Genomic DNA, 16048 nt, shown 5'->3' on the forward strand with positions numbered 1-16048 from the left:
CTTTTAATTTACCATTTGTTCTTGTACGTATTGAGCATACAATTTATGATTATTTATCAATTCAGTGTGTGTACCGTGACCAGTAACTTTACCATGTTCAATAAAGTAGATTTGGTCAGCATCAACAATTGTGGATAGTCTGTGTGCAATAACAAGAGTTGTCCGACCAATCATCAATTGATCTAAGGCACGTTGAACTTTTTCTTCTGATTGTGAATCTAAACTGGCTGTTGCTTCGTCGAGCATTAGAATTTTTGGATCACGTAGGAAGGCACGTGCAATCGCGATTCGTTGCTTTTGTCCACCAGATAATTTAACGCCTCGTTCACCAATTTGAGTATTTAATTGTTCGGGAAATTCTTTGACGAATTGATCAGCATAGGCTAATTCTAGACCATGCCAGAGTTGTTCGTCAGTTAACTTTTCATCAAGGCCGTATTGTAAATTGTCTCGAATACTGCCGGCAAAAACAGCGCTATCTTGAGAAACATAACCGATCTGCGAACGCCAACTGTTCATGTTGATATCTTGAATTTGATTATCGCCAACAGTAATTGTTCCAAAATTTGGTTCGTAGAATCGCTCTAATAGTGAGAAAATAGTCGATTTTCCACCACCACTAGGTCCCGCAAAAGCAATAACATTATTTGGTTTAGCCTCAAATGAAACATTTTCCAGAATAGGGTGTTCAGGTGAGTAACTAAAGGAAAGATTAGTAGCCTGGATCGATTGACCCTCAACATCAATTGTTTCACCGATTTCAACGGGTTCGATATCAGTATTAAGAATGTCTTGAACACGTTCAGTTGAACCCATAGCTTTTTGCACTTGTGAGAAGAAGGTTGCAAAGTTAGTTATAGGGGAAATAATGTTGAATAAATATAATAGAAATGCGACTAGTGAACCGCTTGTTAATGTTCCTGCTGAAACTCTGACGGCGCCATAACCTAAGATACCAACAAATATTCCTAACATTGCCGTCATCATGATGGGTTGAAGTACAGCTTCCACTTTGGCATCTTTAACACCTAAAGTGAATATCTTGTTGATAAAATTGCCACCACTAGATTTTTCAAAGCTTTCGCCATTGCTGGCTTTGATCAAACGTACTTCAGATAGTTTTTCGCTTGCATCAGCATTAAAATCAGCGGTTGCAGCTTGTAATTGTCGACCTAGTTTAGAAAGAATTCGTCCCACAGGCAGTAAAATCAATACAAAAATCGGCACAGCGCTAAACATGATAGCTGCCATCTTCCAATCCATCAAAAAGAGAATGACCATTGATCCGATTAATTGGATACCACCAGTAATAAAATTAGGAAATTGGGCTGTGACTAGTTCTTTAATGACAGTTGTGTCGTTCACTAAACGAGAACTGCTCTCACCAGATTTGTGATCATCGAAATAACCAACCGGTAGTTTTAAAAGATGGTCCCAGAGTCTTTCTCTAAGCGTTTTGACCGCACTTTCGCCGACATAACGCAGTAGAAATCCTCCAACGGTTCCAAATCCTAGTTGGACGACAAATGCTAAAACTAGGACCCAAAGCATTCGTCCATCTATTTTTGCTAAATTACTAGTATCAACTAGCCCTTTAGTTAACTGTGGTACGACTAGACTTGCACCACTGGTTACTAAACTCAATATCATTCCTAGGACAAAGATTGCCTTTTTAGGATTGACACTGTTGATAAGTTTGAGAAAATCTTTGATCTTCATATTGCCTTTAGCTTTTGGCAAATCTTCCATTACCATTGAATGATTGTGCATTGTTTTACCTCTAAATTTTAATAAAATTCTCTACTATGTCTAAAATCACGACGGAAGTTTCTTCCACGTCCAGGCATAAATCCACCACGAGGACCACAGAAATTGTTATCGTGCATTGCTCTGTGCATAACTTTACGCATCTCATCAGGTGACATCTTTTCCCAATCGTCACCAAACTTTTCCATCATAGTTGCATGGACTTTTTGCATATTTTTCATACGATCCATTGGATCTACAAAACGAGCAGACTGTTGCTTAAATTCTTCACTCCAGCCATCGGAGATTTTTTGAAGATAAGCTCCAAATTGTTTCTTTTCTTCATCATTTAAACCAGCAAAGAAGTCGTCATTACTATCCTCATTTTTTTGATGAGCATTCTCGTCGGCTTTTTTTTGACCGCTTTTAGTCAGGTAGACTAGTTTATTACGCTTATCCTTTTCGTCTTCTTTTCTTGTAATATCGTCTGATAGCTCAAGCTTTTTTAATAGTTCAGCAATTGAACTTGGACGGAGATTCAAAATATCAGCTAAGTAACTTTGACTTAATCCATCTTCTAAACGTAAGATTGCTAAAACTCTTTGTTGTCCAGTAAGACGTTGTTTATTTTGGTGCATAAAATTGTTACTAGCCTGACTGACAAAATTTAATTGCTTCATCAATTTATTTGTTAATTCACTCATAATAGTTTCCTCTTTCTTTTTAAAATTAATTCGGTACCGAATCTTTATTTCACTCAGCATTATAGTTCGGTACCGAAGTAATTGTCAAATGTTTTATTCAAAAAAATTGAGCAAATTTGTCAAAATGCCAATTTGAAGGCCTTTGGATTGTATCTAAAAAATAACTAACGTATGTTGTTGATATGATTCAGGGAGGTATAAGGATGAAACACCATACTTGGGATAGTAAGATAAGGAAAATTATCTTGCTATTGATGTTATTCACCATAGGTTCGCCAGCTCAAATTGCTTTAGCAGATCAAACAAGTACCTCGACCGAAAATGTAAGTAATTTTTCCATCAAAGATTATGAGAACAGCTCGGCACTTCAATTAGCAAAAGCCGTTCGTAGTAAGAGAGTTACTAGTGTGCAATTAGTAAATTTTGCATATCAAGAGATTGAAAAACAGGATAGTAGTTTACACGCAATGATAACTTTAAGAAGAGACGAGGCTTTGAAAGAAGCTAATGAAATACAGGATACTGGGCAACCATTTTTAGGTGTGCCGATTTTATTGAAGGGATTGGGACATACTATTAAAGGTGGGAGCAATACTAATGGATTGTATTTCGAAAAAGATGTCGTTACACAAGGGACCAGTCGGATAACAAAAGCTTTTCAAGATGAGGGATTTATTGTTATTGGACAGACCAATTTCCCTGAGATGGGTATAAAAAATATTACAGATTCAAAATTGTATGGACCAACAGGGAGTCCGTGGAATCCTAAATATCAGTCCGGTGGTTCATCAGGAGGCTCGGCCAGTGGAGTGGCAGCAGGATATGCACCAGTTGCTACTGGAAGTGATTCAGGTGGTTCAATCAGAATACCTGCTTCATGGAATGGAATTATTGGATTTAAGCCCTCAAGAGCGGTTACTAAATTTGATTCAAAGTCTGAGTACAACCAAACAAGTCATTTCGCTGAAACTAAAACGATGGCTGATGCAAATAAACTATTTGAAGATTTTTCTAATGGTACAGCTGACGATGTTAAATTAGATCCTAAAACAATGAAAATAGCTTACACGACGCAATCTCCAGTCAATACACCAGTTAGCGCCGACGCTAAACGAGCGGTCAAGAATGCTGTTGATTTCTTGAAGTCACAGGGATATCAAGTAGAAGAAGTTAAGTATCCTGTTAACGGAATGGAATTGATGAATGACTATGATATTATCGGTGCTGGTTCTTCTGGGATAATAAATTATTTAGCCAAAAATAAATTGAAACGGGATCTGGAAATTGGGGATGTAGATTTAACGACATGGGCTATTTATCAATTAGGTAAAGCTATTACTAAAGATGATGTTTCGAATGCTTGGGACTCAGTCAATAAAATGACAGAGCAGATGCAGCAATTTCATCAAAAATATCCTATTTTTCTAACTCCTACCACAGCTTCAACAGCACCAAAAGTTGGAGATCCATTGATGACTAGCAATTTAGAAAAACGTATTAGAAATATGGATGGACTGTCTAAGGAAGATAAAACAAAATTGGTATTGGATCAGTGGATTCCTGCACTGACGTATTCACCGTTTACACAAATTTCAAATTTGACCGGAGAACCTGCTATTAGCTTGCCAACATACATTTCTTCAGCGGGATTACCATTGGGTATTCAATTAAACGCTGCTAGAGGTAATGATCGATTATTATTACAAATTGGCGATCTATTTGAAAGTAACAATAAATTTAATCAAAGACATGTAGAAAATAATTCACATAATAATGTTGTAAATAAGCCTAAGCCAACTTTGAAACCAAAGCCTATTCCGCAACCACAACCGCAACGTCCAGTTTCAGTTCCTGGGCTACAGGTTGATGACGGTTCATCAAATATTAAACAACCTGCTTCAAAAGAAAATAAACGACTGGTTAAAGAAAATCATCCGGACTACTCGCTAGTTGGTAATCGAGTCTCTATTGCGAAGCCCGACATAAAACATCAAATATTGCCTCAAACTGGTAATAAAAAATCAGCCTTGAGTATAGTAGGAATTATTGCTTTTTCAGGAGTGATCTATTTAGAATTTGTAAAAAAGGAATCCTAAGGGATTCCTTTTTGCATATATTTTGTTTGCGATTACATTCTTCTGTATACTTACGTTGCATCTGAATATATCTGAGGTGACTAATGGATAAAGAATATCAGGGAACTAATAGATTGCTTCTGGGAATAGTCTTAAGTGTATTGACATACTGGCTTTTCGCTCAATCACTTTTGAATATGGCCCCGGATGTACAGTCAGATTTGCAAATATCATCAGGAGTATTGAATACTGGAGTGTCAATTACCAGTCTTTTTTCAGGTATTTTTATTGTTGTAGCTGGTAGTTTGGCGGATAGACTAGGAAGAGTTAAAACTACTTATTTGGGAATCATACTTAATATTATCGGTTCACTGGCTTTGATTATTGCTAACGGATCATTGTTATTTATTTTGGGACGAATTTTACAAGGAATTTCAGCTGCATGTATTATGCCGGCAACGATTGCCTTGGTGAAAGAATATTATCATAATGATGATCGGCAACGAGCTCTAAGTTACTGGTCAATTGGATCATGGGGTGGATCAGGGCTGTGTTCATTTTTCGGAGGATTTATAGATAGTAATTTTGGTTGGAGATATGTATTTGTCATTTCAATTATGTTTTCAATTTTGAGTGGAATACTAATATGGAAAACTCCAGAGTCAAAGATAGAAATTAAATATTTAAAGTCTTTTGATTGGTTAGGTATGCTTGTTTTTATAGTTTTTGTATTGAATCTAAATATATTGATTTCAAATGGATTATTATTCAAATTCAATATAATGGGATTAGTATTAATAGTTGTCCTGCTAATAAGTGGCTGGATATTTTTTAAAGTGGAGATAAAAATCGTTAACAAATTTGTCGATTTTAAATTATTCACTAATAGGAGTTATTTAACAGCCGTTATATCGAACTTTCTTCTAAATGCGATGATTGGAACATTATTGGTTGTTAATTCATATGTTCAACAATCCAGAGGTTTGTCGGCAGTAAAAACAGGAAGTCTGTCGATCAGTTATTTAGTATTAGTGTTGTTGATGATCCGAGTGGGCGAAAAGATCTTACAAAAAGTTGGACCTAAAAGACCAATGATATTAGGTTCAGTCATATCAACATTAGGGGTTCTATTAATGTCTCTGACGATGATAGAAAGTAACTATTTGATGATGGTAGTGATCGGATATGGATTATTTGGCCTGGGATTTGGATTGTATGCCACTCCATCTACAGACACGGCTGTAAGTAACGCTCCATCTTCTGAGGCTGGGGAGGCTGCTGGAATTTATAAAATGGCCAGTGCTCTAGGAGGTGCCATCGGAACATCGATTTCTGCCAGTGTGTACAGTGCTTTTAATGATTATGATCTAGGTGCATTACTAGGTTTATCGATCAATGTTGTGTTTGGAATTTTAGCGTTGATATGCATTGTATTTTTTTTGCCAAACGATAAGAAAAAGTAAAATAATCAATTAAAAAAACCAGACTGAAAATGTCTGGTTTTTTTCTGCAACTTTAACGAATCTTTACATAAGCTAAATTATTTATTTACATGACCCTGTTATTCTTAGTCTGTTCCTAAAAAGAAACAGAAAGTTGGTATTAGATTTATGAAAAAAGGGCGATTATTAACGGTATGTTTAGGTTTAATGTTATTGCTCGTTGGAATTGTAACGGGATGCTCAAACCAAAGCTCCGCTAGCTCTAACGGTAAAAGCGATAAATTAACAATTGTTTTTTATCCAAATGAGTCGGCTAAGAACTTCTCGGCTTCACGTGAGGAATTAAAGAAACAATTACATGAAGCAACTGGTAAGAAAGTTGAAATCCAAACAACAACGGATTACAACGTTGCTATCGAAGCAATTTCTTCAGGTAAGGCACAATTAGCTTTCATGGGTGCTGATGGATATATCCAAGCACATCATCAAAATGCTAAGGTTCAACCATTACTTATCCAATCTGGTGAAGATGGTACAGAAAAGGGTGCAAGTTACCGTTCTTACCTAATGGTTCCTAAGGATAAGGTTGATGCTTACAAGTCAGGTAGTGACTTTAACATCGATAAGATCAAGGGTGAAAAGATTTCATTCGTTTCATCAAGTTCAACATCTGGTTTCGCGGTTCCTACTGACGAAATTCAAAAGCACTTTAAGTTGAAGAACAAAGATGAATTATCTGAAGGTGGCAAGTTCTTTGATAAAGTTCTTTATGGTAATTCACATCCTGGATCAGCAGTTAACTTATTAAAAGGTGACGTTGATGTCGCAGCTTTTGATGATATTGATCTAGCACCATTTATGGATGTTTCAGAAGGTAGTTATGACAAGGTAGGCTCAACATTTAAGGTTAAGGCCGATGCTGATGCACCATTCACAGATTACCGTGGAAAAGAAGTAGTAAGTATTTCAGTTCTTCCAGTTCAAAATGGTCCATTGGTTGTTAATACAAAAGCAATGAGCGATAAAGATCGTAAGGCCATTGAAGATAGATTTACATCAAAAGACGTAACTGAAAACGATAAGTTATTCGGTAAAGAAGGTTCAAAAACAGCAACTCTATGGCAAAAGAAGAGTGCTAAAACAACCCTTCTAAAAGTTACTGACAAGTGGTATAAACCAACACACGAATTGGTTGGTAAATAAGGGGAACGCTATGCTAGAAGTAAAGCATTTAACTAAGAGTTATCAAAAAGATAAGCCAGCCTTAACAGATATTTCTTTTTCAGTTGAACCGGGCAACTTTTTGGCCATAATTGGTCCTTCAGGTGCAGGTAAAACAACTATTCTACGTAGTTTAAATCAATTGATCAAAGATGATGATGGTCAAATTTTATTAGATGGATCTGATATTAGATCTGATAATAAAGCGCAGTTACGCAAGCATCGCCGTCAAATCGGAATGGTGTTTCAAAACTATAACTTGGTTGAAAGATTGACTGTTATTGAGAATGTTCTACATGGACGTTTGGGATATAAGTCAACATTAGCAGGGATGTTCGGAATTTATTCTGAAGAAGAGAAGAAAGAGGCTTTGGAACTTCTGGATAAAGTTGGACTTAAAGATTTTGCACTTCAACGTTGTTCTGAACTCAGTGGAGGCCAAAAACAACGTGTTGGTATCGCTAGATCTTTGATTCAACATCCTAAAGTTATTTTATGTGATGAACCAATAGCTTCGCTAGATCCAGCCTCTTCACATACTGTAATGCACCTTTTGAAGCAACTTACGATTGAATTTAATATTATATGTGTGGCTAATTTACATCAAATTAATTTGGCAAAAAAATATGCTGATCGTATTGTTGGAATTCGACAAGGAAAATTAGTTTTTGATGAAGAATCCAGTATGCTTTCAGAAGAAATTTTGGAGACTCTCTATGACCAAACGATTTCAAAGGAGCTTGAATAATGTCTTCACCAATAAAATTTTTGGCTCAAAAACATCGAAAACAAACAGCAATAATCGCTGTTATTGGAAGTATTTATGTATTAAGTAGTTGGATCTTAAATTTTGATAGTTTCAGTGGTTTTACCGCTGTTCCTAAGGCTTTTACTTGGTTAGGTGTTAACTTTTTCCCTACATCAGAATCAGTAGAACTTTTACCACGCATATGGCAAAAGTTAATTGAAACGGTCGCCTTGGCCGTTTCTTCTACTGTCGTGGCAGCTATCATTGCGTTATTTGTAGCTATTTTGGGATCTAAAGCTACTGGGATTAATAATTATGTACATGTAATCGTACGTGGTATTGCTTCTTTCTTCAGAAACATACCACTTGTAGCTTGGGCAATGATTTTACTTTTTTCTTTCAAACAAAGTGATTTCACAGGTTTTCTGGCCTTGTTATTGATGACAGTTGGGTATTTGATAAGAGCGTTTATGGAGATAATCGAAGATGAAGCTAGTGAAACAATGATGGCTTTAAAAGCCACTGGTGCTAGCTATTTCCAAGTTATTTTTCAAGCTGTTTTACCACAAATTATGCCTAGTTTAATCAGTTGGGTATTGTATATGATTGAAAACAACGTTCGTGATGCCACTTTGGTTGGTATTTTAACTGGAACAGGAATCGGATTTATATTTGATCTGTATTTCAAAAGCTTCAGATTTGATGCTGTTGGTATGACGATCTTGGCCATAATAATTGTTGTTATTGTGTTAGAAGTACTATCCAACCAGATTCGGAAGGTGATTTTATGATAACCCGTGGTGATATTCAAAATGTTAGTGGGTATAAAAAACCACAACCACCAGAGAAAAAGGTTAAACTGCGCAAATTTAATTGGTCCAGGGTGATGATTTATGCGGTCATGGTTGTACTGCTTTCCGTAACAGGATATACCTTGACACATCTGGATACGGCCAATGTAAAAATTGGCGACGCTATGCATGGATTAGTGATGACTTTAAATCAAATTTTTCTACAGCCTAGGGCTGGTAGTGATGGGATAATGCCGTTACTTTCAGCATTAGGAATTAGTTTATTACTGGCCATTATGACAACAATCATTGGTGCGGTAATTGGATTTCTTTTTGCAGTAATTGCTTCAAGAAACTTAACTAATGCCTATTTTGGGGCAATTATCAGAGTTGTTATGGCAGTTATTAGAGCAATACCGACAATTGTGTGGGTTCTTATTTTCTCTATTGTTTGTGGCTTGGGTACTAACGCTGCAATTTTAGGATTAAGCTTCCACAGTATTGCCTATCTAACAAAAGCATATTCTGAGAGTATTGAGGAAATTGATCAGACAACGATCGAAGCATTAAAAGTAACAGGTAGTAAATTTTGGGTGATTGTTTTCCAAGCAATTTGGCCAACAATTATTGCATCTTTAGTATCGTGGACATTTATTCGATTAGAAATCAATTTTGCTAATGCGATTGCAGTAGGAGCAGCCGCCGGTGCTGGTGGTATTGGATATCAATTGTTTGTAGCTAGTGGAATGAGTTTTGATTTCCATGAAGTTGGATTTATTGTTTACTTGATTATCGGAGTAACAATATTACTAGAGTTTATTGCCGTTAAACTAAGACAAATGTATATAACTAAGTAGTGAAAGGAAATACTATGATTAAAGCAGTAGTTTTTGATTGGGCTGGAACTACCGTAGATTACGGAAGTTTAGCTCCAGTGATTGCTTTTAAAACAGCATTCAATGACGCAGGTATTGAAATAAATGACCAAGAGATCCGTCGTGATATGGGTATCACTAAATGGGATCATATTGGAAAATTATTGAAAATGCCAGATATCTTTAAACAATGGGAAAAGGAATATAATCGTCTTCCCGATTTTCAAGATCGTCGTAAATTATATGAGGATTTTCAAGCATGTCTTTTAGATTATGTAAGAGATTCAACTGAGTTGAAGCCATACACGCTTGATACATTTAATTATTTAAAGGATCAAGAAATTCGTGTTGCTACGACAACAGGCTATACTCCTGAAATGATGAAATTAGTTCAAAATAGTGCCTATGAGTTGGGCTATCGTCCAGAACTAGTTTTAACTTCAGAAGATGTAGATGGTGATGGTCGTCCTTCTGCTAAAATGATCCAGAAGATCATGACTGAATTTGAATTGTGTGATCCCAAGGAACTTATTAAAATAGGTGATACTCTTGTTGATATCGAAGAGGGTAGAAATGCCGGTGTAAATACGATTGGAATTGTTGAAGGAAGTAGTTTAATGGGGCTTTCTGAGCAAGAATTCGATTCTTTATCGGATGAAGAAAAAGAAGTTATTAGACACAGAGTTGTGAATGAATTTGCTAACGCAAATGCTGATATTATTATTAATAATCTATCAGAATTACCAGAAGCAATTAAATTTTTAAATCAATCAGAGGAAAAAATAGCTAATGGAAAATGAAAATAAGTATTTATTATTAACTCCAGGTCCTTTGACCACTAGTTCAACAGTTAAAAGAGCTATGGAATTTGATTATTGTACATGGGATGAAGATTATAAAGGTATCACACAAACTATTAGAAGATCTTTACTTGATATAGCTCAAGTTAGTTCAGATAAATATACTTCTGTTTTGATGCAAGGTAGTGGAACTTATGGAGTTGAATCAGTAATAAGTTCAGTTATTCCTGACGATGGAGTCTTGATGATTGCAATGAATGGTGCTTATGGTGAGAGAATAGGCCAAATGGCAGATGTATATGGGATAGATCATGTTGATTTGATAATTGACGAGCAACAGCCTATTACTCTTGAATCTGTTAAGCAAATGTTGAATAGATATCCATCAATTACTCATTTTGCAATGATCCACTGTGAAACTACCACTGGTATTTTGAATCCAATAGAAGATATTATTCCATGGGTTCATGAACAAGGAATAATTACTATTGTTGATGCAATGAGTAGTTTTGGTGGTATTCCAATTGCTGTTGAAGATTTAAAAATCGACTATTTAATCAGTAGTACTAATAAATGTATTCAAGGTGTTCCAGGATTTTCATTCATTATCGCCAATGAAGAAAAATTAAAGGAAACAGCGGATAATGCAAGAACTCTTTCATTAGATCTATTTAGTCAATACGATGAAATGGAAGCTAATCATGGTAAATGGAGATTTACTTCACCAACACACGTAGTTCATGCATTTGCGCAAGCACTAATTGAATTACGAGTCGAAGGTGGCGTTGAAAAACGTTTTGAACGTTACCAAGATAATCAAACAAGATTGTCTGAAGGAATGAAGAAGTTAGGCTTTAAACCATTGATTGATCTCGAATGGCAATCGCCAATCATTACGTCATTTAAGTATCCAAGTGATGATTTTGATTTCAAAGATTTCTACAATAAATTGAAGGAATCAGGTTTTGTGATTTATCCTGGTAAATTATCTGAAGTACCAACATTTAGAATTGGAAATATTGGTGAAGTTTATTCAGAAGATATTACAAGACTCTTGAAGGTTATTGAAGGTTTAAGTCAAAAAATTTCTTAAGTAAAAAATAAAAGCGGTTGGAACTCAATTGAGTTCCAACCGCTTTTTGTATATATATTATTTAAAAATTAAAATCCTTTTTTAATTTTATCGGCAAGGGTATTGAATTCTTTTGATTTTTCAAGCCATTCTTTGTTATCGGGGCTTGAACCAACACGTTTGTCTTCATTCAATGTAGCAATTTTTTCCATGTCATCATCGGTTAATTCAAAATCAAAAATATCAATATTTTGTTTGATTCTATTTTGATGAATTGATTTAGGAATAATGACTTCACCACGTTGAATATGCCAACGAAGTACTACCTGAGCAACTGACTTGCCATGCGCATCAGCAATTTTCTTAACTAATTCATTATTAAGAACGCTGTTCTTACCACCACCAAGTGGACTCCATGCTTCGTGAACAATATTTTCTTTATTCAAGTATTCGTGCATTTTATTTTGTTGATTAAATGGATGAGTTTCGATTTGATCGATCATCGGCTTGATTGTTGCTGTTTCCATCAAGTGTTCAAGTTGATAGTCTTGGAAGTTTGAAACACCAATAGCTTTAATTTTGCCATCTTTATATAAATCTTCCATTGCGCGCCATGTTTCTTCATATCCAGGTGCTGGCCAGTGGATCAATAATAGATCCAGGTAGTCTAACTTTAATTTATCTAATGATCTTTGGAATTGAGCCATTGTATCATCATATGTTCTAATATCGTTCCAAATCTTAGTTGTAATGAATAATTTAGAACGATCGATCCCTGAAGCAATGATTCCTTCACCAACTGCTTCTTCATTATCATAAAAACTTGCAGTATCGATATGTCTATATCCGGCTTCAATAGCCCACTTGACACTGTTTATAACTTCATTTTCGTCACTAATTTGAAATACACCCAAACCTACTTGAGGTATTTTAACGCCATTAGCTAATTCAATATCTGGAATACTCATATTCTGTTTCCCCCTCTAAATTTATAAAAGCACTTTCCATTATAAAGAAAGCGCCTTCAAAAAATCTAGTCTTTTTAGAATAATCCTCCGGCTAGATTATTCAAGTTTGGCTTGTCTACAGCAACAATTAGTTGCTCATTAACAAATGCTTCCAATCCTAGATTGCTCATTTCGCGTCCATAACCGGAGTTCTTAACACCACCAAATGGTAGTTCTGGCAATGTATACATGAATGTATTAACGAATTCCATACCTGTTTCAACTTGACTGGCAACTTTTACACCATGTTCTTTACTTCCTGAGAAAGTAATACCGCCAAGTCCATAATTTGAATCGTTGGCAAGATCAATTGCTTCTTGATCACTGTGTACTTTATAAATATGTGCAACTGGTCCAAACATCTCTTCTGAGTAGGCAGGATTATTTTTATCAATATCTGTCAAAATCGTTGCAGGGAAGAATTGTCCCGGTAGATCAATTGGTTCATTACCATAAGCAACTTTGGCACCGGCAGCAATTGCTGTATCAACTTGTTTTTGTAGTTTTTCTTTAGCTCTTGCTGAAGACATTGGTGCCAAGGTAGTTTCAGGATCCATTGGATCTCCTGGTTTTAAGTCGGCAAATTGCTTGCTTAGGCGATCAACAAATTCATCATATAGATTATCAGCTACAATGAAACGTTTAGAAGATGTACATACTTGTCCAGCATTATAGATACGGACATTACGAGCGACCTTCATAACTTCATTTAAGTCAGCATCATCCAACACGATAAAGGCATCGGTACCACCAAGCTCCATCGTATTTTTCTTCAAATTTTGTCCAGCAGCAGCGGCAACGGATTTACCACCACGCTCTGAACCTGTTAAAGCAACGCCTTGAACACGTGGATCGGCAATAATATCTGAAACTTGATCATACGATAGGAATAGGTTCTTTAGACTACCAGCAGGAGCACCAGCATCATTAATAATTTTTTCAAATGAAACAGCTGATCCAGGGGTATTTGAGGCATGTTTTAAAATCATTGGATTTCCGACCATGAAGTTTGGAGCAAAGACACGCATGATTTGATAGTAAGGAAAGTTCCAAGGCTCGACCATCATTATGATTCCCGTTGAATGTTTCTCTACCCAAGCATCTCCGGCACCGGATTTGATTTTAGTAGGTTGGAGTAATTCTTCTGAATGATCGGCAAAATAGTCGGCAATTAAGGCACATAATTCGACCTCACCAACTGCTTCTTTGAACAGCTTTCCCATGTCTTCAACGATAATTTTACCTAATTCGTCTTCATTTTCTCTTAAAAGATCCGCAATTTTGTGTAATACAGCGGAACGACTCGCAACTGATTCAGTACGCCATTTCTTGTATAAAGCGTGTTCCGTCGTCAACGTAGATTCAATATCTGCAGCCGTTGCATTAGGATATGTTTTTAAAACCTCATTAGTAAATGGATTGATTGTCTGATAAGCCATTGTAATTCCTCCAGTTTCCAATTTTGATTCAGATAAAACGTTTACAATTACAAGTTTACCTATTAGAGGGTGGTCTAAGTCAAGCAATACAGCTTGTATAAAATTGAGCAAGTGGTCTTTTTTTTACATTTGTGAAATTAGCGGTTAAATACTAACTAGATTAGGTATACCCTAATCACAATATTAAATGAATAGTACTTATTTATATATTGGTACGTATCTATATTATTGGATAACCTTGATCTGACAAGGTTATTTGTTACATTACATTTTTCGTAAACGCTTGCAACCATATAAATTTGTGTTACTATATAAATATAATTTGATATAGAGAAAACCGGTTTCTGTATTGGAAATTATCAAACTTATATTTTTTTGTAATTAGATGTGAAGCAATTCACGAGGGAGGCAGCTTTATGCAAATCAAAAAAGGCATCGAAAAAATACCTGGTGGTATGATGGTCGTTCCATTATTCCTTGGAACATTAACAAATACTATCTGGCCAGGAATCGACAAATTCTATCCAGGTTTTACAGGGAACTTCTTAGTAGGTACTTCAGTTATCCTGTTCATGTTCTTCTTTAGTGTTGGAACAACAATTGACTTGAAGTCTACTGGATATATTGCTAAAAAAGGTTTATCGCTACTTATTGTAAAGGTCTTATTAGCCGGATTATTAGGTGTAATTATTAATCATTTCTTGCCAAGACACGGTGTTACCACAGGTCTATTCGCCGGATTCTCTGTTTTGGCTGTTATCGCTTCGTTTAACGAAACTAACGGTGGTTTGTATATGGCTTTGATGACAACACTTAACCGTGACGAAGATGCTGCTGGATTCCCATTCATCAGTATTGAATCAGGACCATTTATGACAATGGTTACAATGGGTGTTGCCGGAATTGCTCAATTCCCATGGCAAGCATTAGTTTCAACATTGATTCCATTTGCTATTGGTATCACATTAGGTTCATTAGATCATTCATTTAGAAAAATGTTCAAACCAGTTGTTCCTGCAATGGTTCCATTCTTCGCATTTACACTGGGTTACAGCTTGAACTTCGGTATGATCTTCAAGTCAGGTTTCATGGGTATTTTCATGGGTGTTATCGTTGTTCTTGTTTCAGGTTCAGTATTGGCACTTGTTGACCGCTTCTTCACAGGATCAGATGGTGTTGCCGGATGGGCTGCTTCATCAACTGCCGGAGCTGCTGTTGCTGTTCCTTATGCAATTGCTGAAACAAATCCAAGTTTTGCTTCAACTGCTGCATCAGCTACTGCTATTGTTGCTACAAGTGTTTTGGTTACATCAATCTTGACACCTATCGTAACAATGTACATGGAAAAACGTGCTCGTAGAAGAGGACTACCAATTGTTCCTAAGAAGTATGAAGGTAAGTTTGCAGAGTCAATTATGGCTAAAAAAGAAGAAGAAGAACTTAAAGCTAAAGACGAAGCTAAATTAGCTGCAAAAGGAGATTAGTTATGGAAGACAGACAAATACTAAATCCAAAAGAATTTGCTTATCATTTTGTTGATTCAATACCTGTTGAAAACAACAAAGAACGTTTTGAAGCCAATGCTAAAAATAAGTTAGTTGCATATCTAACTGCTTATTATTTAGCTGAAAAGTTCAACGGTATGGAAGGTAACATCTTAGATTCAGCAAGAGATAAAAAAGTAGAAGACATGAGCTTGTCAGAACTTATGCAAAAAGTATCAGAGTTATCGTATTTCTAAAATAATATTGGAGGAATTTCAAATGTCATTTTCAATGAAAACAAATTATACACATAGTCCTAAGGATATTGAGCACTATTCAACAGATGAATTACGTGATCAATTCTTAATGGAAAAACTATTTACACCAGGCGACATTCTTCTAACATATACATACAACGATCGTATGATCTTCGGTGGTGTAACACCAACTGATTCACCACTAGAAATCAAGCTAGACAAAGAACTCGGTGTAGAATACTTCTTACAACGCCGTGAACTAGGTGTTATCAACATCGGTGGTAAAGGTTCAATGACTATCGATGGTAAGAAAGAAGAAATGGTTAAGCACGATGGCTACTATGTAGGAATGGGAGTAGAACACGTAGTATTTGAATCAGATGATGC

General features: G+C 35.9%; 14 protein-coding genes and 1 pseudogene. 11 read left to right on the forward strand and 4 right to left on the reverse strand.

Annotation, left to right across the window (positions count from 1 at the left end; translation table 11 throughout):
- Window positions 1-3: 3 nt before the first annotated feature.
- Window positions 4-1770 (reverse strand): ABC transporter ATP-binding protein, encoded by a 1767-nt coding sequence (locus EKM60_RS02640; RefSeq protein ID WP_125712148.1) that lies wholly within the window; start codon window positions 1768-1770, stop codon window positions 4-6.
- Between the two features lie 17 nt (window positions 1771-1787).
- On the reverse strand, window positions 1788-2450 hold the full coding sequence (locus tag EKM60_RS02645; RefSeq protein ID WP_164508294.1) for a MarR family winged helix-turn-helix transcriptional regulator: 663 nt from the start codon (window positions 2448-2450) through the stop codon (window positions 1788-1790).
- A gap of 203 nt (window positions 2451-2653) precedes the next feature.
- Here EKM60_RS02645 and EKM60_RS02650 point away from each other — a divergent pair, with 203 nt between their 5' ends.
- From EKM60_RS02650 to phnW, 8 genes are all read left to right on the forward strand, one after another.
- Window positions 2654-4546, forward strand: a complete 1893-nt coding sequence (locus EKM60_RS02650) for an amidase family protein (RefSeq protein WP_225426985.1) — start codon at window positions 2654-2656, stop codon at window positions 4544-4546.
- A gap of 83 nt (window positions 4547-4629) precedes the next feature.
- Entirely contained in the window at window positions 4630-5988 is a 1359-nt protein-coding gene (locus EKM60_RS02655) for an MFS transporter (RefSeq protein WP_125712154.1), read from the forward strand.
- 147 nt (window positions 5989-6135) lie between these two features.
- Window positions 6136-7170 (forward strand): phosphate/phosphite/phosphonate ABC transporter substrate-binding protein, encoded by a 1035-nt coding sequence (locus tag EKM60_RS02660; protein WP_125712156.1) that lies wholly within the window; start codon window positions 6136-6138, stop codon window positions 7168-7170.
- A gap of 10 nt (window positions 7171-7180) precedes the next feature.
- Window positions 7181-7936 carry a phosphonate ABC transporter ATP-binding protein gene (phnC, locus tag EKM60_RS02665; RefSeq protein WP_125712159.1) on the forward strand — a complete coding sequence of 252 codons (756 nt, stop codon included), beginning with the start codon at window positions 7181-7183 and terminating at the stop codon, window positions 7934-7936.
- Window positions 7936-8727: a phosphonate ABC transporter, permease protein PhnE gene (gene phnE, locus EKM60_RS02670; protein WP_125712161.1), complete on the forward strand. Its 792-nt coding sequence runs from the start codon at window positions 7936-7938 to the stop codon at window positions 8725-8727. Before phnC ends, phnE begins: the two co-directional genes overlap by 1 nt.
- Window positions 8724-9584: a PhnE/PtxC family ABC transporter permease gene (locus tag EKM60_RS02675; RefSeq protein WP_125712163.1), complete on the forward strand. Its 861-nt coding sequence runs from the start codon at window positions 8724-8726 to the stop codon at window positions 9582-9584. Before phnE ends, EKM60_RS02675 begins: the two co-directional genes overlap by 4 nt.
- Before the next feature lie 14 nt (window positions 9585-9598).
- Complete coding sequence (gene phnX / locus EKM60_RS02680) at window positions 9599-10402, forward strand: phosphonoacetaldehyde hydrolase (protein WP_125712165.1); 804 nt, start codon at window positions 9599-9601, stop codon at window positions 10400-10402.
- Window positions 10392-11495: a 2-aminoethylphosphonate--pyruvate transaminase gene (gene phnW, locus EKM60_RS02685; RefSeq protein ID WP_125712167.1), complete on the forward strand. Its 1104-nt coding sequence runs from the start codon at window positions 10392-10394 to the stop codon at window positions 11493-11495. Before phnX ends, phnW begins: the two co-directional genes overlap by 11 nt.
- 68 nt (window positions 11496-11563) lie before the next feature.
- Here phnW and EKM60_RS02690 read toward each other — a convergent pair whose 3' ends face one another.
- Window positions 11564-12442, reverse strand: coding sequence for an aldo/keto reductase (locus tag EKM60_RS02690; RefSeq protein WP_125712168.1), 879 nt, complete (start codon window positions 12440-12442; stop codon window positions 11564-11566).
- Between the two features lie 74 nt (window positions 12443-12516).
- A complete protein-coding gene (locus EKM60_RS02695) occupies window positions 12517-13920 on the reverse strand; it encodes an NAD-dependent succinate-semialdehyde dehydrogenase (protein ID WP_125712170.1) in 1404 nt (467 codons plus the stop codon).
- A 416-nt stretch (window positions 13921-14336) separates the two neighbouring features.
- Here EKM60_RS02695 and EKM60_RS02700 point away from each other — a divergent pair, with 416 nt between their 5' ends.
- The 3 genes and pseudogenes from EKM60_RS02700 to EKM60_RS02710 form a co-directional block, all read left to right on the forward strand.
- Window positions 14337-15404, forward strand: a complete 1068-nt coding sequence (locus tag EKM60_RS02700; protein ID WP_125712172.1) for a 2-keto-3-deoxygluconate permease — start codon at window positions 14337-14339, stop codon at window positions 15402-15404.
- A gap of 2 nt (window positions 15405-15406) precedes the next feature.
- Window positions 15407-15661, forward strand: a complete 255-nt coding sequence (locus EKM60_RS02705; RefSeq protein ID WP_125674795.1) for a hypothetical protein — start codon at window positions 15407-15409, stop codon at window positions 15659-15661.
- A 22-nt stretch (window positions 15662-15683) separates the two neighbouring features.
- Window positions 15684-16048 (forward strand): annotated as a pseudogene (locus tag EKM60_RS02710) (5-dehydro-4-deoxy-D-glucuronate isomerase); the annotation flags it as partial.

The organism is Companilactobacillus kedongensis (assembly GCF_003946625.1).
Classification (GTDB): Bacteria; Bacillota; Bacilli; order Lactobacillales; family Lactobacillaceae; genus Companilactobacillus; species Companilactobacillus kedongensis.